Origin of the sequence: Streptomyces pseudogriseolus, from assembly GCA_002154585.1 — a bacterium.
GTDB lineage: Bacteria > Actinomycetota > Actinomycetes > Streptomycetales > Streptomycetaceae > Streptomyces > Streptomyces pseudogriseolus.
In genome coordinates this window covers 1-18,013 of record MUNG01000268.1, presented here as the reverse complement: position 1 = coordinate 18,013, position 18,013 = coordinate 1, and the positions used below count along the sequence as shown (strand labels likewise).

The 18,013-nt window shown below is 73.6% G+C and carries 15 protein-coding genes; 6 read left to right on the top strand and 9 right to left on the bottom strand.

Features of this window, described 5'->3' with window-relative positions; translation table 11 throughout:
- Positions 1 to 16: 16 nt before the first annotated feature.
- Entirely contained in the window at positions 17 to 991 is a 975-nt protein-coding gene (locus tag CCN29_RS22680; protein WP_006136603.1) for a carbohydrate kinase family protein, read from the bottom strand.
- A 130-nt stretch (positions 992 to 1,121) separates the two neighbouring features.
- On the opposite strand from CCN29_RS22680, the gene CCN29_RS22675 reads away from it, so the two are divergent.
- The gene (locus tag CCN29_RS22675; RefSeq protein ID WP_006136602.1) at positions 1,122 to 1,331 is read left to right on the top strand and encodes a hypothetical protein; all 210 of its coding nucleotides are present in this window, start codon (positions 1,122 to 1,124) and stop codon (positions 1,329 to 1,331) included.
- A 725-nt stretch (positions 1,332 to 2,056) separates the two neighbouring features.
- Entirely contained in the window at positions 2,057 to 3,823 is a 1,767-nt protein-coding gene (locus tag CCN29_RS22670; RefSeq protein WP_442538456.1) for a hypothetical protein, read from the top strand.
- Between the two features lie 85 nt (positions 3,824 to 3,908).
- Here CCN29_RS22670 and CCN29_RS22665 read toward each other — a convergent pair whose 3' ends face one another.
- The gene (locus CCN29_RS22665) at positions 3,909 to 4,265 is read right to left on the bottom strand and encodes a HesB/IscA family protein (RefSeq protein ID WP_006135694.1); all 357 of its coding nucleotides are present in this window, start codon (positions 4,263 to 4,265) and stop codon (positions 3,909 to 3,911) included.
- A gap of 286 nt (positions 4,266 to 4,551) precedes the next feature.
- Here CCN29_RS22665 and nadA point away from each other — a divergent pair, with 286 nt between their 5' ends.
- A complete protein-coding gene (gene nadA / locus CCN29_RS22660; RefSeq protein ID WP_086684082.1) occupies positions 4,552 to 5,736 on the top strand; it encodes a quinolinate synthase NadA in 1,185 nt (394 codons plus the stop codon).
- Positions 5,737 to 5,751: 15 nt separating this feature from the next.
- Here the strand turns inward: nadA and CCN29_RS22655 are convergent, their stop codons facing one another.
- The 6 genes from CCN29_RS22655 to CCN29_RS22630 all read right to left on the bottom strand — a co-directional run bounded on the left by CCN29_RS22655 (position 5,752) and on the right by CCN29_RS22630 (position 14,569).
- Positions 5,752 to 8,001, bottom strand: a complete 2,250-nt coding sequence (locus CCN29_RS22655) for a protein kinase domain-containing protein (protein WP_086684077.1) — start codon at positions 7,999 to 8,001, stop codon at positions 5,752 to 5,754.
- Between the two features lie 127 nt (positions 8,002 to 8,128).
- A complete protein-coding gene (locus tag CCN29_RS22650; RefSeq protein WP_086684074.1) occupies positions 8,129 to 11,266 on the bottom strand; it encodes an efflux RND transporter permease subunit in 3,138 nt (1,045 codons plus the stop codon).
- Between the two features lie 159 nt (positions 11,267 to 11,425).
- Positions 11,426 to 12,115, bottom strand: a complete 690-nt coding sequence (locus CCN29_RS22645) for a response regulator (RefSeq protein WP_006135689.1) — start codon at positions 12,113 to 12,115, stop codon at positions 11,426 to 11,428.
- A gap of 22 nt (positions 12,116 to 12,137) precedes the next feature.
- Positions 12,138 to 13,361 (bottom strand): sensor histidine kinase, encoded by a 1,224-nt coding sequence (locus tag CCN29_RS22640; protein WP_006135688.1) that lies wholly within the window; start codon positions 13,359 to 13,361, stop codon positions 12,138 to 12,140.
- A gap of 114 nt (positions 13,362 to 13,475) precedes the next feature.
- Positions 13,476 to 13,757, bottom strand: coding sequence for a PspA-associated protein PspAA (pspAA, locus tag CCN29_RS22635; protein ID WP_006135687.1), 282 nt, complete (start codon positions 13,755 to 13,757; stop codon positions 13,476 to 13,478).
- Positions 13,758 to 13,777: 20 nt separating this feature from the next.
- Positions 13,778 to 14,569, bottom strand: a complete 792-nt coding sequence (locus CCN29_RS22630; RefSeq protein ID WP_267283584.1) for a PspA/IM30 family protein — start codon at positions 14,567 to 14,569, stop codon at positions 13,778 to 13,780.
- Between the two features lie 364 nt (positions 14,570 to 14,933).
- Here CCN29_RS22630 and CCN29_RS22625 point away from each other — a divergent pair, with 364 nt between their 5' ends.
- Positions 14,934 to 15,479, top strand: coding sequence for a DUF3043 domain-containing protein (locus CCN29_RS22625; RefSeq protein ID WP_006135685.1), 546 nt, complete (start codon positions 14,934 to 14,936; stop codon positions 15,477 to 15,479).
- Positions 15,480 to 15,565: 86 nt separating this feature from the next.
- Positions 15,566 to 16,243 carry a class I SAM-dependent methyltransferase gene (locus CCN29_RS22620; RefSeq protein WP_031019620.1) on the top strand — a complete coding sequence of 226 codons (678 nt, stop codon included), beginning with the start codon at positions 15,566 to 15,568 and terminating at the stop codon, positions 16,241 to 16,243.
- A gap of 52 nt (positions 16,244 to 16,295) precedes the next feature.
- Here CCN29_RS22620 and CCN29_RS22615 read toward each other — a convergent pair whose 3' ends face one another.
- Entirely contained in the window at positions 16,296 to 16,544 is a 249-nt protein-coding gene (locus tag CCN29_RS22615) for a hypothetical protein (protein WP_006135683.1), read from the bottom strand.
- Positions 16,545 to 16,660: 116 nt separating this feature from the next.
- Here CCN29_RS22615 and CCN29_RS22610 point away from each other — a divergent pair, with 116 nt between their 5' ends.
- Positions 16,661 to 17,860, top strand: coding sequence for a bifunctional adenosylcobinamide kinase/adenosylcobinamide-phosphate guanylyltransferase (locus CCN29_RS22610; RefSeq protein ID WP_006135682.1), 1,200 nt, complete (start codon positions 16,661 to 16,663; stop codon positions 17,858 to 17,860).
- The last annotated feature ends 153 nt before the right edge of the window (positions 17,861 to 18,013 follow it).

Below are 18,013 nucleotides of genomic sequence, written 5' to 3'. Positions count from 1 at the left end.
GTGGCCCGGCCGCGGCTCAGCTCAGGTGCTCACGCACCTCGGCGGCGGCGTCGTCGCCGTAGGCCTTGGTGAAGCGCTCCATGAAGTGGCCGCGGCGCAGCTGGTACTCCTGGGTGCCGACCGTCTCGATGACCAGGGTCGCCAGCATGCAGCCGACCTGCGCGGCGCGCTCCAGCGAGACGCCCCACGCCAGGCCGGACAGGAAGCCGGCGCGGAAGGCGTCGCCGACGCCGGTGGGGTCGGCCTTGCGCTCCTCGTCGGGGCAGGCGACCTCGACGGCCGGCTCACCGGCCCGCTCGATGCGCACGCCGCGGGCGCCGAGGGTGGTGACCCGGTGGCCGACCTTGGCGAGGATCTCGGCGTCGGTCCAGCCGGTCTTCGTCTCGATGAGGCCCTTCTCGTACTCGTTGGAGAAGAGGTACGTGGCCCCTTCCAGCAGTATCCGGATCTCCTCGCCGTCCATGCGGGCGATCTGCTGGGAGAAGTCGGCGGCGAACGGGATGCCCCGCGAGCGGCACTCCTCGGTGTGCCGGAGCATCGCCTCCGGGTCGTCCGCGCCGATGGACACCAGGTCCAGGCCGCCCACGCGGTCGGCGACGGTCTTCAGCTCGATCAGGCGGGCCTCGCTCATCGCGCCCGTGTAGAAGGAGCCGATCTGGTTGTGGTCGGAGTCCGTGGTGCACACGAAGCGGGCGGTGTGCAGCGTGTCCGAGATGCGGACGGAGTCGGTGTCGACGCCGTGCCGCTCCAGCCAGGCCCGGTACTCGTCGAAGTCGAACCCGGCCGCGCCGACCAGGATCGGGCGGGTGCCGAGCTGACCCATGCCGAAGGCGATGTTCGCGGCCACCCCGCCGCGGCGTACGTCGAGGTTGTCGACCAGGAACGACAGCGAGACCGTGTGCAGCTGGTCCGCGACGAGCTGGTCGGCGAAGCGGCCGGGGAAGGTCATGAGGTGGTCGGTGGCGATGGAGCCGGTGACTGCGATGCGCACGGCGTGGACTCTCCTGGGGGGAGGCGGTTTGACACTTCACGCTACCGGGTGGGGACGGCCCGTAGAAGCAGCCGAAACTACCCGATAGTAGCTCTTTCTTCACGACTGTCGCCGCGCATACGGTGCGGACATGACGAACACCAAGGTCCACAGCCCCGCTCCGGTCGACCTCGAGGGCGACCTGACCTCGCTGCGGGGCGACTGCGCCCGGATGGTCCCGCACTGGGCGGCGCCCGAGCGGGCGGCTGCCCGGCCGGTGTCGCCCTCCCTGATCCACGGGGTGGACGTGCCGCCCGCCTCCGCGCGGATGCTCGACGCCATGTCCGACTACGGCGACTGAGCGACGGCGGGGAACCGCGCGCTCCCCCACTGCGTCCCATCGCTGTCCCCCGTAGAGGGGATGCGGGATACGAACCCTCAGCAGCCCCGGTGCGACCGGGCAGGGTCCGCATGGGACAGCTGTGCAGGCGAAGGAGCGATGCGGTGAACACCGAGCGACCCGACCACGACGACGAGCCGCGCCCCACCCCGGGCGACGCGCCCGACACCGGGGCCGACGAGCGCGCGGCCGGCGCGGCGGCCGAGGCCGGGGAGACGACGTCGGCTGCCGACGCCTCCGGGGCCGAGGCGGGCGGGACCACGGAGCACCGGCCCGCCACGGCGGCCGCCGAACCCACCGCGTCCGCGAACGGCACCGGTGCGGCGGCCGGGCCGGGGGAGCCCGGACGGACCGCACCGCAGCCGGCGTCGCCCGACGCGCCTTCGCGGCCGGCGAAGCCGGAAGGGCCCGGCTCGCAGGACGGCGACGACGACACGCCTCGCGCCGCGGGTCCGGCACCCGAGGCGGGCGAGCCCGCGGAGGGCGCCCCCTCAGCCGAGGAGTCCGCGCCCGCGCGGGCCGAGGCTTGGGCAGCCGGCGCTGACGAGCCGGCCGAGGGCACCTCCGCAACCGGGGAGTCCGACTCCACACGGGCCGACGCTTCGGCGGCCGGCGTGGGCGAGCCCGTGAAGGGCGCCGTAGTCGAGGAGTCCGCGCTGCCGCAGGCCGACGCTTCGGCGGCCGAGATGGGGGAGCCCGCCGACGGCGTGCTCGCAACCGGGGAGGCCGGCTCCACACGGGCCGACGCGTCGACGGCCGGCGTGGACAATTCGACCAAGGGAGCTTCCGCCGCCGACGAGTCCGCACTCGCACGGGCCGAGGCATCGGCAGCCACGGCCGACGAGCCCGCCGAGGGCACCCCGGCTACCGAAAGGCCTGAGCCGCCGCAGGCCGATGCTTCGGCGGCCGGGGCGGGTGAGCCCGCGAGCTCCGGAGCCGCCGACCCGGCAGCGGCGGGCGACGCGTCCCCCGAGCCGCCCGCAGCGCCCGCCACCGGCGGCGAACCCGCTGCCGTCCACTCCTACGCCCCCTCCGAGCCCGTCGTCGGTGCCGGTCATGACCGGGATCGCGGGGCCGGTGGGCCGGGGCGGCGGCGGACGCCGGCGCTTGTCGTCTCCGTCGCCGCCGCCGTGCTGCTGGTAGGCGGCGGTACGACGCCGGGGGCGAACGGCGACGCCACTCCCCCGCCGCTCGCCCTGGACGGTTACTCCGAGAGCGGCCCGAACGGGATCGCGCCGGGCGAGCCCAACCCGTACGGCGCGACCTACCGCGCCGACGGCACGCTCCCCGAGGGCCCGGACGCGGCGCCGGTGTTCCACGCGCGGGGCCAGGTCACCGAGCAGCAGGTCGTCGCGCTGGCCGAGGCGTTGGGCGTGGAGGGCGAGCCGGTGGCCGAGGGCGGTTCCTGGCGCATCGGCGGCCAGGACGGCTCCGGTCCCACCCTGCGCGTCGAGCAGCAGGCCCCCGGCACCTGGTCGTTCAGCCGGAACATCCCCGGTGGCGACAACTGCAAGGGCGCCACCTGCAAGGCCCCGACGGGCGGTGTCGGGGTGACCGCGGTGAGCGAGGCCGCCGCGAAGAAGGCCGCCGCGCCGGTGCTGAAGGCGGTGGGGCAGGACGACGCCAAGCTGGACGCGAGCCAGGTGCTGGACGGCAGCCGCGTGGTGAACGCCGACCCGGTGGTCGGCGGGCTGCCGACGTACGGCTGGACGACCGGGGTGGTCGTCGGGGCCGGCGGCGAGGTGGTCGGCGGCAGCGGCCGGCTGGCTCAGCCGGTGAAGGGCGACGAGTACCCGGTGATGGACGCCCGCGAGGCGCTGGACGCGATGAACGGCGCGCCCGGCGCCGGGGACCGCGTAGAGATCGGCGGCTGCGCCACCCCCGTACCGCTGGACGGGGAGCAGCAGCGGGAGGAGCCGTGCGCCCCGGCGGCGAAGGAGCAGCCGGCGGGCGACACGGTGTCGGTGGACGAGGCGGTGTTCGGACTGGCCGCGCACTCGGTGGGCGGCGAGCCCGCGCTGGTGCCGTCCTGGCTGTTCGAGGTGCGCCCGGCGGGCTCGGACAACCCGATCACGGTGACGCATCCGGCGGTGGAGCCGCGGTTCCTCGCGGCGCCGTCGGGTCCCGGTGACGAGCAGACGTCCGGGCCGGCCACCCGCGAGGTCGAGGTGCAGGGCTACCGGGCCGAGGGCGACGAACTGACCGTGACGTTCGAGGGCGGCGTCTGCGCCGACTACCAGGCGACGGCGAGCGAGAGCGGCGGCGAGGTCACCGTGCGGGTGACCGAGACGCCCTGGCCGGACAAGGTGTGCATCATGATCGCCAAGCAGTACGAGCAGACGCTGCGGCTGGACGCCCCGCTGGGCGACCGCCAGGTGGTGACGGCGGACGGCGAGCCGGTGCCGCTGCACAAGGGCGGCGCCCGCCTGCCCGCGCCGGGCGGCGCCCGCTAGAGCGCTGCGCGCAGGCACGACGAAGGCGGCGGTCCCGGTTCACGGGGCCGCCGCCTTCGTCATGGGCCGGCCGGGCCGGCGACGCTCAGCTGAAGGAGTCGCCGCAGGCGCACGAACCCGTGGCGTTCGGGTTGTCGATCGTGAAGCCCTGCTTCTCGATGGTGTCGACGAAGTCGATGGTGGCGCCGCCCAGGTACGGGGCGCTCATGCGGTCGGTGACGACCTTCACACCGCCGAAGTCCTTCTCCACGTCGCCGTCGAGCGAGCGCTCGTCGAAGAAGAGCTGGTAGCGCAGGCCGGAGCAGCCGCCGGGCTGGACGGCGACGCGCAGGGCGAGGTCGTCACGGCCTTCCTGGTCGAGCAGGGCCTTGACCTTGGACGCGGCGGCGTCGGTCAGGATGATGCCGTCGGTGACGGTGGTGGTCTCGTCCGATACGGACATCTACATCTCTCCCGGGTTGTACGGAGACTGCTTGCCGACGGTTGCAACCGACGGGGCCGCGGATTCATTCCGGGCCGGGCGCGTCTTTTCCTCGGCTCCCTCCTCATGCTCGCACACGCCGTGCGGAGCGGAAACCGTCGCTTGCGGGGGCCCGCGGGGAATGAAGCGGCGGCCGCCGGGATTCACGTCACATGGACGCTATGGCCATCGTCAAAGTGACGTGAACCGGTTATGATAGATAGCGTCAATTCGACGAGAAGTCGCCAGAACAGAAAGGGTGCGTGTCGTGACCACCGCCCAGACCCAGGAGCTCGACGTCCAGCCGACGCCCCTCGCCCTGCTGCTCCTCGGCCGTGAGGCCGACCCGAGGAGCGAGCGCGGTGTGGAGTGTCCCGGCGACCTCCCCTCGCCGTCCGACCCGGACCTGGTGGAGCGCGCCCGCGCGGCCAAGGCGAAGCTCGGGGACAAGGTCTTCGTGCTCGGCCACCACTACCAGCGGGACGAGGTCATCCAGTTCGCCGACGTCACGGGCGACTCCTTCAAGCTGGCGCGGGACGCGGCCGCCCGCCCGCAGGCCGAGTACATCGTGTTCTGCGGTGTGCACTTCATGGCCGAGTCCGCCGACATCCTCACCGGCGACGACCAGAAGGTGGTCCTGCCGGACCTCGCGGCCGGCTGCTCCATGGCGGACATGGCCACGGCCGAGCAGGTCGCCGAGTGCTGGGACGTGCTGACCGAGGCCGGGATCGCCGAGCAGGTCGTCCCCGTCTCGTACATGAACTCTTCCGCCGACATCAAGGCCTTCACCGGCAAGCACGGCGGCACGATCTGCACCTCGTCGAACGCGAAGCGCGCGCTGGACTGGGCGTTCCAGCAGGGCGAGAAGGTCCTCTTCCTCCCCGACCAGCACCTGGGCCGCAACACGGCGGTGCGGGACATGGGGATGTCCCTGGAGGACTGTGTCGTCTACAACCCGCACAAGCCGAACGGCGGCCTGACCGCCGAGGAGCTGCGCGGCGCGAAGATGATCCTGTGGCGCGGCCACTGCTCGGTGCACGGCCGCTTCAGCCTGGACTCGGTGAACGAGGTCCGTGAGCGCATCCCGGGCGTCAACGTCCTGGTGCACCCCGAGTGCCGCCACGAGGTCGTCGCCGCGGCCGACCACGTCGGCTCGACCGAGTACATCATCAAGACGCTGGAGGCGGCCCCGGCCGGCTCCAAGTGGGCCATCGGCACGGAGCTGAACCTGGTCCGGCGCCTGGCGAACCGTTTCGCGTCCGAGGACAAGGAGATCGTGTTCCTCGACCGCACGGTCTGCTTCTGCTCGACGATGAACCGCATCGACCTCCCCCACCTGGTCTGGGCCCTGGAGTCCCTCGCCGAGGGCACCCTGGTCAACCGCATCGAGGTCGACAAGGAGACGGAAGCCTTCGCGAAGCTCGCCCTGGAGCGGATGCTGGCGCTGCCGTAACCGGCCGCTCCGCCCTCACCCCGGCACGGGCTCCCGGTCGGGGTGGGCGGGGTTCAGCGAGAACAGACCACCCTCGGACGTGCTGACGACCAGGGCCCCGTCGTGCAGCAGCACCTGTGACGACTCCCGGCCCAGGTTCTCCGCCCGCCGGGCACGCGGCAGGGTCTCCCAGAGCGGCGTGCCCTTCGTGGCGTCGAGGGCGGCGACCCGGCCGCTGGCGGTGGCGAGGTAGACCACACGGGCCCGCGGGTCGTGGGTGACGCCGGAGGGCTGCTCCAGGCTGGTCCGGGTGGTCCACAGCCGTGCGCCGGTCCGGGCCGACAGCGCGGTGAGGCGGCCGGAGGACGAGGCGCACCACAAGACGCCGTCCGCGAGGGTCACGTCCCCCTCCAGCGCGTGCGCGAGCCGGGTCGTCGTGGAGCGGCCCGTGCGGGTGTCGACCAGCCGGATGCGCACGTACGCGTCGCTCTCCTGGTCCTCGGACCGGTCGAGCAGGAGGACACGCCCGTCGAACGACCCGACAGGCACGGAGTCGTAGGGCACTTCGGCCGTGTTCGTCGTGCCGTCGGTCGCGTCCAGGCTCAGGAGCACCCGGTGCTCCGCGGGATCATCGCCCGGCCCGCACACGAGCGGGACGTCGGTGCCGGAGCCCGCCCAGTCGCAGTACTGCCCTTCCGGCAGCGCGGCCGTCCAGCGCTCGGCGCCGGTGCGGGGCGAGCGGGCGACGAGCGTCCGGCCGCCGGCGTCGTCCGGGACGACCACGAGGTCGCCGAGAAGGTGGGCGCGGGTCCGGGAGTCGTTCAGGCCGCGGTGCCACAGAAGCTTTCCGGTGCGCGCGTCGAGGGCGGTGACCGAGGTCCGGTACTCCCCGTCCTCGTCGGCACGGTACTGCTGCTGCACCACCACCGTGCCGTCCACGACCCCGAGCACCGAGAAGCCGAACTCGCCCTTGTCCGCGGCGGACGGCACCCCGTCGGCGCGCCAGACGGCCCGCCCGGTGAGCGCGTCGATCCGCAGGGGCAGCGTCCCGTCGCCCGCGCAGAACACGGCGTTCCCCTCCACCGCGCACCGCGGGGCATGGAAGACGCCCATCCCGGCCACGTCGTAGGCCCGCTTCACCCCGGTCGCGGCGGGCGCCTCCACCGTCGTCTGCCAGGGCCGCCAGCCGTCCGGCGGAGCGGCCCACCGGGAGGGCGCGGCGGCGTTCGTGCCCTTCGGCCGGCCGTCGTCCCCGGGGCCGGAAAGGAGGTAGGCCGTCAGGCCGAGGGCGAGTGCGACGGCGGTCCCGGACACGGCCCACAGCCTGCGGGCACGGCCCCGGCGGCGGGCGGGCGGTTCGGATGCGGACGAGGCGTCGGGGCCGAAGCCGGAGTCGGGGGTTCCGGTGGGCCGGGTCCGTACCAGCGCCAGCTCGCCGGCGCGCAGCCGCACCGTGGACGGCTCCCCGTCGCCGCTCTCCGGCAGCGCGGCCATGAACTCGGCGGCGAGGGAGCCCGGTTCGGGCCGCTCCTTGGGGTCCTTGGCCAGGCAGCGCGCCAGGACCGGGCGCAGGGCGTCCGGCACGTCGTCCAGGGCCGGGGCGTCGTGCACCACCTGGTACGCCGTCAGATAGGGGCTGTCCGCGTCGAAGGGGCCGCGGCCCGTGGCGGCGAAGACGATCAGGGCGCCCAGGGAGAACACGTCGGAGGCCGGGCCCACCGAGCGGGCGTCGGTCAGCTGCTCCGGGGACATGAACGGCGGGGTGCCGATCATCTGGCCGGTCTCGGTGAGGGTGTTGTGGTTCTCGGCCGCGCGTGAGATGCCGAAGTCGATGACCCGGGGGCCGTCGTCGGCCATCAGCACGTTGGCGGGCTTGAGGTCGCGGTGCACGACCCCGGCGCGATGGATGTCCCGCAGCGCCTCCACCAGGCCGAGCGCCAGCCGCCGCAGCTCGGTGCGGTTCAGCGGGCCCTCGTCGCGGATCCGCGCGGCGAGCGAGGGGCCGGGCACGTACTGGGTGGCCATCCAGGGGCGTTCGGCGTCCGGGTCGGCGTCCACGACCGGCGCGGTGAAGACGCCGCTCACCTTGCGGACCGCGGCGATCTCCTGGCGGAAACGGGTCCGGAAGACCGGGTTCTCGGCGTACTGGGCGTGCACCACCTTGACGGCGACCTCGCGGCCCGACCGCGATCTGCCCCGGTAGACGGCGCCCATGCCGCCGGCGCCGAGCCGGTCCAGCAGCCGGTAACCCCCGACCGACTTCGGGTCGTCCTTGCGCAGCGGCACCCCGAGCCCCTCCCCCGTGAGCCAGTTCGAGGCCCCGGCATAAGTAACGGCGAAACGGCGACGGCCGGTTCCCGAACCGATTGTTCCGGTTCAGGACCCGGCCGTCACGGGTCACACGGTCACGCGGTCACACTGACGCCGGCCGCGCCTCGCCGGAGGAGGCGTCCGGCGCCGGCTGCTCGGGCAGGCCCGCCTTCCCGGCCCGCTTCGCCGCCCGCTTCTTCGCCCGGCGCTCCTTGCGGAGTTCCAGCATCGCGTAGAGCGTCGGGACCAGCAGCAGGGTCAGCAGTGTCGACGTGATCAGGCCGCCGATCACCACCACCGCGAGCGGCTGGGCGATGAAGCCGCCCTCGCCGGTGACGCCGAGCGCCATCGGGAGCAGGGCGAAGATCGTCGCCAGGGCCGTCATGAGGATGGGCCGCAGACGGTGCCGGCCGCCCTCGAGCACGGCCTCGATGACGCCGTAGCCCTGCTTGCGGTACTGGTTGATCAGGTCGATCAGCACGATCGCGTTGGTGACCACGATGCCGATCAGCATCAGCATGCCGATCATCGCCGGGACGCCCATCGGGGTGCCGGTGACCAGCAGCAGACCGATCGCGCCGGTCGCCGCGAACGGGACGGACACCAGCAGGATCAGCGGCTGGGCCAGCGACCGGAAGGTGCCGACCAGCAGCATGAACACGATCGCGATGGCGGCCAGCATGGCCAGGCCCAGGTTGACGAAGGCCTCGTCCTGGTCCTCGGTCACGCCGCCGATCTCGGCCGTCGCGCCTGCGGGCAGCGTCAGCTCGTTGATCTTCGTCTGAAGCGCCGTGCCCACGGCGCCCGTGTTGTCGCCGACCGGGCGGGCGGTGACGGTGGCGGAGCGCTGGCCGTCGATCCGGGTCATGGAGACCGGGCCGTCGACCACCCGTACGGTGGCGATGTCACCCAGCTTCACCGGGCCGAGCCGCAGGCCGCGCAGCTGCTCGACGGTGGTGGCGGGCCGCGCCGAGCGGATCACGACGTCCCGCTCGGTGTCGTCGAGGACGGCCTTGGCGGCCGGGGTGCCCTTCACCGACTGGGCGACGGCCATCCCGAGGGTCTGGGCGTCGAAGCCGGCCGCCGCGGCCTTCTCGTTGGGCACGACCGAGATGCGGGGCACGCTCTGCGCCAGGTCGCTGGTGACGTCGGTGACGTCGTCCAGGGAGGCCACCGCCTCGCGGACCTGCTCGGCCGCCTTGCTCAGCACCTGCGCGTCGGCCGCCTTGACGACCACGCTGAGGTCCTGGCTGCCGAAGCCGTCACCGGAGGCCACCGTGGTGGTGCCGATGCCGTCGAGCCCGGCGAGGCCCTTCTCGATGTCGTCCCGGACGTCGTCGGAGGACGCGGAGTCCTCCAGCATGATCTGGTAGGTCGCCTGGTTGGTGTCGGTGCCGCCGCCGAAGGCCGCCATGAAGCCGGACGAGCCGACGGTCACCTGGTAGTCCTTGACGCCCTCGGTGTCCGCGAGCAGCCGCTCGACCTTCTTCGCCTGGGCGTCGGTGGCGGCCAGGCTCGCGCCCGGCTTCAGCTCCTGACGGACGGTCAGGACCTGCTGCTCGCCCGCGTCGAAGAAGTTGGTCTTCAGCAGCGGGGCCATGGCGAAGGTGGCGATCAGCACGACGACCGCGATGGCCACGCTGGTCAGCCGGCGCCGGGTGGCGAAGCGCAGCACGGGCACGTAGGCGCGCTGGAGGCGGCTCTTCGCCTCCTTCTCCTCGGCCTTCCTGCGGGCCTCCTCGGCGTCCTCGGGGGTGCCCTTCGGGGGCCGCAGGAACCAGTACGACAGGACGGGGACGACCGTCAGCGACACCAGCAGGGACGCCAGCAGCGCGGCGGTGACGGTGAGGCTGAAGGAGCCGAACAGCTCGCCCACCATGCCGCCGACCATGCCGATCGGCAGGAACACCGCGACGGTGGTGAGGGTGGAGGAGGTGACCGCGCCGGCCACCTCGCGCACCGCGTTCATGATCGCGGAGTGGCGTTCCTCGCCGTAGCCGAGGTGCCGCTTGATGTTCTCCAGGACGACGATGGAGTCGTCGACGACCCGGCCGATGGCGATGGTCAGGGCGCCGAGCGTCAGCATGTTGAGGGACAGGTCGCGGGTCCACAGCACGATCAGCGCGAGCACCACCGACAGCGGGATGGACACCGCGGTGACGAGGGTGGAGCGGACCGACGCGAGGAAGACCAGGATCACCAGCACGGCGAAGAGCAGGCCGAGCGCGCCCTCGGTGGTCAGGCCGTCGATGGCCTTGGAGACCGCGGGGCCCTGGTCGCTGACCACGGTGAGGGTGGCGCCGTCGCCGAGGTCCTCGCGCAGCCCGGGCAGCTTGTCCTGCACGGCCTCGGAGATGGCGACCGCGCTGCCGTCGTGGTCCATGGTGGCCACCACGGCGAGGCTGGGCCTGCCGTTGGTGCGGGTGAGGGAGTTCGAGCTCGCCTCCTCCTGGCGCACGGTGGCGACGTCGCCGAGGCGGACCGGGTCGCCCTCGCCGGGGGCGGCCGTGACCATCAGGTCCTGGATCTGCCGCACGGAGGTGAAGCCGCCGCCGACCTGGACGGTGCGGTTGGCGCCGTTCTCGTCGAAGGAGCCGGCCGGGACGGTGGCGCCGCCGGCCTGGAGGGCCTGCGCGACGGACGCGGTGGTCAGGCCGGCCTCGGCGAGCTTCGCGTCGTCGGGGACGACGGTGACCTGGAGGTCGCGCACGCCGTCCACCTGGACCTGGCCGACGCCGTCGATGCTCTTCAGCTCGGGCACCACCGTGCGGTCCAGCTGGTCGGCGAGCGCCTGCTGGTCCTTGTCGGAGGTGGCGGCGAGCACCACGGTCGGGATGTCGTCCGTGGAACCGGCGACGACCTGCGGGTCCACCTCGGACGGCAGCCGGGCGCCGGCCCGGTTGACGGCCTGCTGCACGTCGGCGACGAGCTGCTGGGTGTTGTTGCCGTAGTCGAAGGACGCCATGATCACGGCGTTGCCCTCGCTCGCCGTCGAGGTGACGCCGGAGATGCCGTCGACGGCCTCCAGGCTGTCCTCGATGGGTTCGACGACCTGCTTCTCCACCACGTCCGGCGACGCGCCCTGGTAGGGCGCGATCACGGAGACCATGGGCAGTTCGATGGTGGGCAGGAGCTGCTGCTTGAGCTGGGGTATCGCGATCGCCCCGAACACGAGCGCGATGATCGACATCAGTCCGATCAGCGCCCGTTGCGCGAGGCTGAATCTGGACAGCCAGGACATGGGTCAGGGTCTCTTTTCCGTGGAGCGGCGGAGGTCCGGCAGACGGGCGCGCGCACAGTGGGCGGCCCGCTCTACACCCTGGGCCATGACCGAGGGCCGATCCGTGGTCCCGAGGTCCGATTCTTCACACGGCGCCTACTCCCGCCGCAGTACTCCCGGCTACGCCTGGTCCGTCCTCGGACGGACCAGCCCCGACTCGTAGGCGATCACCACGAGCTGGGCCCGGTCGCGGGCGCCCAGCTTGGCCATGGCGCGGTTGACGTGGGTCTTCACGGTGAGCGGGCTGACCTCGAGCCGCTCGGCGATCTCGTCGTTGGAGTGGCCGCCGGCGACCTGGACCAGCACCTCCCGCTCGCGCACGGTGAGCGAGTCCAGGCGCTCGGCGCGCTCCGGGTCGCGGTCGGGTCCCGGCGGGCCTTCCTGGGCGAGGAAACGGGCGATCAGGCCCTTGGTGGCCTGCGGGGACAGCAGCGCCTCTCCCCCGGCGGCGATCCGGACGGCGCTCAGCATCTCGCCGGGCTCGGAGCCCTTGCCGAGGAAGCCGGAGGCGCCCGCCCGCAGCGACTGCACCACGTAGTCGTCGACCTCGAAGGTCGTCAGTATGACCACCCGCACCCCGTCGAGCGCGGGGTCGGCGCTGATCTCGCGGGTGGCGGCGAGCCCGTCGGTGCCGGGCATGCGGATGTCCATGAGGACCACGTCGGGCCGGTGCTCGCGCGCCAGCCGGACGGCCTCGGCGCCGTCGGACGCCTCGCCCACCACCTCCATGTCCGGTTCGGAGTCGACCAGGACACGGAAGGCGCTGCGCAGCAGTGCCTGGTCGTCGGCGAGCAGGACGCGGATCGTCATGCGGGCTCCAGCGGGGCGTCGGTCACGGGCGTCCGCCGGGGGCGGAGGTGGTGCGGGGCTCGACGGGAAGGATCGCATGCACCCGGAAGCCGCCGCCGTAGCGGGGGCCGGTGGTCAGGGTGCCGCGCAGGGCGGTGACCCGTTCGCGCATGCCGAGCAGTCCGTGCCCGCCGCCGGGGGCGGCGGCCTGGCCCTCGTCGCTGCCGTCGTCGAGCACGGTGACCTCGATGTGCGGTCCGACGCGTACGACGCTGACCTCGGCGCGCGCGCCGGTCCCGGCGTGCTTCTGCACGTTGGTCAGCGCCTCCTGCACGATCCGGTACGCGGCGAGGTCGACGGCGGCGGGCAGCTCGGTGCCCTGGTCGGCGCGGGCGACCTCGACGCGGAGTCCGGCGTTGCGGAAGGTGGCGGCGAGCTCGTCGAGGCGGTCCAGGCCGGGGGCGGGCTCGGTGGGCGCCTCGGGGTCGCCGGACTGGCGCAGCAGGCCGACGGTGGCGCGCAGTTCGCCGAGCGCGTGGCGGCTGGCCTCGCGGACGTGGGCGAGGGCCTCCTTGGCCTGGTCGGGGCGCTTGTCCATGACGTGCGCGGCGACGCCGGCCTGCACGTTGACCAGGGCGATGTGGTGGGCGACCACGTCGTGCAGGTCGCGGGCGATGCGCAGGCGTTCCTCGGCGACCCGGCGGCGGGCCTCCTCCTCGCGGGTGCGTTCGGCCCGTTCGGCGCGCTCCCGGATGGCCTGGACGAAGGCGCGGCGGCTGCGGACGGCGTCGCCGGCGGTGGCGCCGATGCCGGTCCAGGCGAGGATCGCCAGGTTCTCCTGGGCGTACCAGGGCAGGGGTCCGGCGGCCATCGCGGCGCCGGTGAGGACGGTCATGGTGAGCAGGCCGAGCCGCCAGGTGGTGGGGCGGTCGGTGGAGGCGGCGACGGTGAAGAGGGCGATCACCGCGCACATGGCGACGGGGGCGCGGGGGTCGCCGGTGACGGACTCGACGACGGAGAGGCCGCCCGTGACGCCGAGCACCGTGCGGGGGGCGCGGCGCCTGAGGACGAGTGAGGCGGCGCCGAGCGTCATCAGGACGAGGCTGAGCGGGTCGGGGGTGCGCAGTCCCCAGCGGACCCCCTCGGGGTCGTGCGGTTCGACGAAGGACCCGGCGACCATGCACAGCAGGACGCCGACGGCCAGCACCGTGTCCACGGCGGCCGGGTGGGCCCGCGCCCGGCAGCGGGCGCGTGTCAGGGTGCTCACGGCTGGTTGCGGTGACCGGGGCGGGCGCCCGTGCGGCGCGGCCCCGGCTCCCCCCTCTCTGCGGACGGCCTGTGGACGGCGCGCGGACGGTCGGGCCGGGTGTCCCGGGACGTCTCAGGTCCCCGGGATGAGGCCCTCGTCGGTGAGGAGGCCGCGGACCTCCTCGAGGGTGGCGTCCGGGGACGGGAGGATGAGGTCGGACGGCTCCAGGGAGTCGTCCGGCAGCGGCTCGCCCAGCTCGTGCACCTTGGCCAGCAGTGCCTGGAGCGTGGCGCGGAAGCCGGGTCCGTCGCCCTTGTCCATCTCGGCGAGCAGTTCCTCGTCCAGCTCGTTCAGCTCGGCGAGCCGGCTCTCCGCCAGCGTCACCTGCCCCTCCCCCATGATCCGTACGATCATGTCGCCCTCCTCGGCGTGGGCTACTGCTTGTCGAAGCGCGGGGTGTCCTGCGGCTGCTGCTGGGTCCCCGGCTGCGCCTGGCCCTGGCCGCCCTCGAGGGCCTGCCGGTCGCCGGAGGTGCCCCCGGCCAGCTCGGCCTTCATGCGCTGCAGTTCGAGCTCGACGTCCGTGCCGCCGGAGAGGCGGTCCAGCTCGGCCTGGATGTCGTCCTTGTGCATGCCGGACTGGTCGTCGAGCGCGCCGGAGGCGAGCAGCTCGTCGATCGCGCCGGCCCGCGCCTGGAGCTGGGCGGTCTTGTCCTCGGCCCGCTGGATGGCCAGGCCCACGTCGCCCATCTCCTCGGAGATGCCGGAGAAGGCCTCGCCGATCCGGGTTTGCGCCTGGGCCGCGGTGTAGGTGGCCTTGATGGTCTCCTTCTTGGTGCGGAAGGCGTCCACCTTGGCCTGGAGGCGCTGCGCGGCCAGCGTCAGCTTCTCCTCCTCGCCCTGGAGCGTGGCGTGCTGCGTCTCCAGGTCGGTCACCTGCTGCTGGAGCGCGGCGCGGCGGGAGAGGGCCTCGCGGGCCAGGTCCTCGCGGCCCAGCGCGAGCGCCTTGCGGCCCTGGTCCTCCAGCTTCGACGACTGGGACTGGAGCTGGTTGAGCTGGAGCTCCAAGCGCTTGCGGCTGGTCGCCACGTCGGCGACGCCACGGCGGACCTTCTGGAGCAGCTCCAGCTGCTTCTGGTACGAGTAATCGAGGGTCTCGCGCGGGTCCTCGGCCCGGTCAAGGGCCTTGTTCGCCTTCGCGCGGAAGATCATCCCCATACGCTTCATGACACCGCTCATGGGCTTCGCGCGCCCCCTTCTGACGGACTCCAGCTCCAGTGACTGCCTCAGAACCCACAGTACGGGCCCTGCATCCATTACCGCACTGTTCGGGGACGGATGCGCTCATCCCCAAGGACGACTGCGTACCCTCCTGATCCGGCGTAGGGAGTAGGTGGTCCCCGGGGTGGGGGTCCGCCGGCCGTGCCGCGAGCCCCCCGCTACGTCCCCATCTGTCCTAGGAGAGACGTCCGGTGTTGCCGGATCGTTCCCCGCGGGGCTGTGGTCCAACCCCGGCCACCCCGTACCCTTGGGTTTTGTGTTCCGTAGCCGTGCCAAGGAAGAGAAGGCATCCGGCGCCGACAAGGCGACGATGACCGACTCCAGTCAGCCCCGTCATCCGGAGGCCCCCAAGGGCCGCCCCACACCCAAGCGCAGCGTGGCCCAGTCGCAGCGCCGCAGCGTGGCCAACACGTCGATGTCGCGCAAGGACGCCGCCAAGCGTCAGCGCGAGGAGCGCCGTGCCGCACTGGAGCGTCAGCGCCAGGCGCTGGCCAGCGGCGACGAGCGGTACCTGCCCGCGCGCGACAAGGGGCCGGTGCGCCGGTTCGCCCGCGACTTCGTGGACTCGCGTTTCCACATCGCGGAGTGGTTCCTGCCGATGGCCGTGGTCATCCTCGTGCTGAGCATGGTGCGGGTGGCGCAGCTCCAGAACATCGCGCTGCTGCTGTGGCTGGTCGTCATCGTGATGATCGTGCTGGACTCGGTCGTGACGGGCGTCCGGCTGAAGAAGGCGCTCGCCGAGCGCTTCCCCGACGAGAACCGGCGCGGCGCGGTGGCGTACGCGCTGATGCGCACGCTCCAGATGCGCCGGCTGCGGCTGCCCAAGCCCCAGGTGAAGCGCGGGGAGCGGCCCTGAGCACCACCCCGTTCGCGCACGGTACGACGGCGCCGGGTCCGGTCCACGGGCCCGGCCGTCTGCGTGACGTCGTCCGTGAGGAGCTGGTGGCCCGCCAGCTGGAGGAGCAGATAGTCGGGCGTTTTCCGGTGGGGAAGCGGTTGCGGGTGCTCGACGTGGGCATGGGCCGGGGCGCGCAGGCGCTGCGGCTGGCGCGGGCCGGTCATGACGTGACGGGCGTCGAGCAGGACGCCGCGTCGCTCGCGGCGGTCCGGGAGGCGTTCGCCGGGGAGCCCGAGGGCATCCGGGAGCGGATGCGGATCATCGAGGGGCATGCCGGGGACACCGGGGTGCACTTCCTGCCGGGCAGTTTCGACGTCGTGCTCTGTCATGGCGTGCTCATGGACGACGTGGAGGAGCCGGACGCGCTGCTCGCGGGGGTGGCGCGGATGCTGGCGCCCGGCGGGATGCTGTCGCTGCTCGTGCGCAACGGCGACGCGGCGGCGATGCGGGCGGGGCTGTCCGGCGACTGGGCGGGGGCGCTGGCGGCGTTCTGCCCGCCGACGTCCTCGTACGGGCTGACGCGGCTGACGTCGACCCTCGCGGGCATCGGGGCGCCGCTGCACACCTGGTACGGCGTGCGGGTCTTCACGGACACGGCGGCGGACGACGCGGTGCTGCCGGACGATCTGGACGCGGTGCTGGCGGTGGAGGACCGGGCCGGGCGCACGGACCCGTACCGGGGGGTCGCCGCGCTGCTGCACCTGTGCGGGGTCCGGGGCTGAGGACTCAGCCCCGGAGTCGGCCGTCAGCGGCCTCGGCCCGGGTGAGGCCGGTTCACGCCCCCTCGTCGGCGGTCTCGCTCTCCGCCGCCGTGGTCCCGTCCGCGTGCAGGCTCATCGGGCCGTAGATCTCGGTGCCGTCCTCCAGCAGCCGCACCTGGTCGGCGCCGCCCTCCTGGAGAGCCTTCCAGTTCTCCCCGATCCAGGACTCGGCGTCCCCCTGCGTGGTGAACTCCTCCGGCGGCACCGCGGGCGCGACCTGCGTCCCGTCGGCCTTCTCGAACCGCCACGTCCATGCGGCCATGTACGCCTCCCTAGCGTGTGAGCCCACTGCACAGCAGAAGCCGGATCTTGGTCCGGCTCCTGACCAAGAGCGTAGTCGGACGGGCATCGGCTGTGGGGAAAGGCGAGAATCGGGGCGTGGAACTGACTCTGCTCGGCACCGGCGCCCCGGCGGGACTGCCCCGCCCCGACTGTCCCTGCGCGGCGTGCGCGTGCGCGCTCGGACCGGACGCGCGGGCGGCTGCCTCCGTGCTGGTGGACGGCGCGCTGCTGCTCGACCTCACCCCCGGCGCGGCCTTCGCCGCGGCCCGTGCGGGGCGTTCGCTGGCGGGGGTGCGCCAGGTGCTGCTGTCGCACCCGCACGACGGCCCCGCGGTGGAGGTCCCGGCCGGGCTGCCGCAGCCGGGGCGGGTGCCGGACGGGCGGGAGCTGACGCTGCTGACGGGGCACCGGGTGCGGGCGGTGGCGCTCGACGCGCCGGGCACCGGGTACGCGGTGACCGGCCCCGACGGGCAGCGGCTGCTGTACCTGCCGCCGGGCGGCGCGCCGGCCGGGCTGGAGGCACCGGCCGAACCGTACGCGACGGTCGTGCTGGACGTCCTGGGCCGCCCGGACGCGCTGGCGCGGCTGCGGGAGACGGGCGCGGTGGGGCCGGCCACGGACGTCGTCGCCGTGCACCTGGACCACGACGTGCCGCCGGGCCCCGAGGTACGGCGCCGGCTGGCGGCGGCGGGCGCGCGCGCCGTGCCGGACGGGACCACGCTGGAGGCCGGCGCGTACGAGGAGGTGCCGGACGTGCCGCGCCGCACGCTGGTGCTGGGCGGAGCGCGCTCGGGCAAGTCGGTGGAGGCGGAGCGGCGCCTGGAGTCCTTCCCCGAGGTGCTGTACGTGGCGACCGGCGGCTCGCGCAACGGCGACACGGAGTGGGCGGCGCGGGTGTCCGCGCACCAGGAGCGGCGGCCGGGCTCCTGGCGGACCGTGGAGACCTGCGACCTGGTGCCCCTGCTCAAGGACGACGGCCCGCCGCTCCTCGTCGACTGCCTGTCACTGTGGCTGACGGACGCGATGGACGCGGTGGGCGCCTGGGACGACGCGGAGTGGGCGGACGGCGGCGAACGCGCCCTCCGCGACCGGGTGCGCGCCCTGACGGACGCGGTCCGCGAGACCCGCCGCACGCTGGTCGCGGTCTCCAACGAGGTCGGCTCAGGCATCGTCCCCGCCACCGCCTCGGGCCGCCGCTACCGCGACGAACTGGGCCGCCTGAACACGGCGTTCGCGCAGGAGTGCGAGCAGGTACTGCTGGTGGTGGCGGGCCAGACGCTGCCGCTGCGCGGCTGAGGTCAGCGTTTCGGTCTGCGGGCGATGACGCGGTACGTGTTGGCGAGCGGGGTGTGGCGGGCCAGGGGGGAGAGGGCCAGGTCCAGCGCCGCCGCCGCGATCACCAGGGGGGTGCCGGCGCGCAGCAGAGCGGCGCGCAGGCACCCCCCTGGT

What these genes read in the sequence shown, in the direction of transcription:
- CCN29_RS22675 (WP_006136602.1), top strand. Translation starts at nt 1,122, where the DNA reads ATGACGAACACCAAGGTCCACAGCCCCGCTCCGGTCGACCTCGAGGGC.
- CCN29_RS22670 (WP_442538456.1), top strand. Translation starts at nt 2,057, where the DNA reads ATGGGGGAGCCCGCCGACGGCGTGCTCGCAACCGGGGAGGCCGGCTCC.
- CCN29_RS22665 (WP_006135694.1), bottom strand. Translation starts at nt 4,265, where the DNA reads ATGTCCGTATCGGACGAGACCACCACCGTCACCGACGGCATCATCCTG.
- CCN29_RS22650 (WP_086684074.1), bottom strand. Translation starts at nt 11,266, where the DNA reads ATGTCCTGGCTGTCCAGATTCAGCCTCGCGCAACGGGCGCTGATCGGA.
- CCN29_RS22645 (WP_006135689.1), bottom strand. Translation starts at nt 12,115, where the DNA reads ATGACGATCCGCGTCCTGCTCGCCGACGACCAGGCACTGCTGCGCAGC.
- pspAA (WP_006135687.1), bottom strand. Translation starts at nt 13,757, where the DNA reads ATGATCGTACGGATCATGGGGGAGGGGCAGGTGACGCTGGCGGAGAGC.
- CCN29_RS22630 (WP_267283584.1), bottom strand. Translation starts at nt 14,569, where the DNA reads ATGAAGCGTATGGGGATGATCTTCCGCGCGAAGGCGAACAAGGCCCTT.
- CCN29_RS22625 (WP_006135685.1), top strand. Translation starts at nt 14,934, where the DNA reads ATGACCGACTCCAGTCAGCCCCGTCATCCGGAGGCCCCCAAGGGCCGC.
- CCN29_RS22615 (WP_006135683.1), bottom strand. Translation starts at nt 16,544, where the DNA reads ATGGCCGCATGGACGTGGCGGTTCGAGAAGGCCGACGGGACGCAGGTC.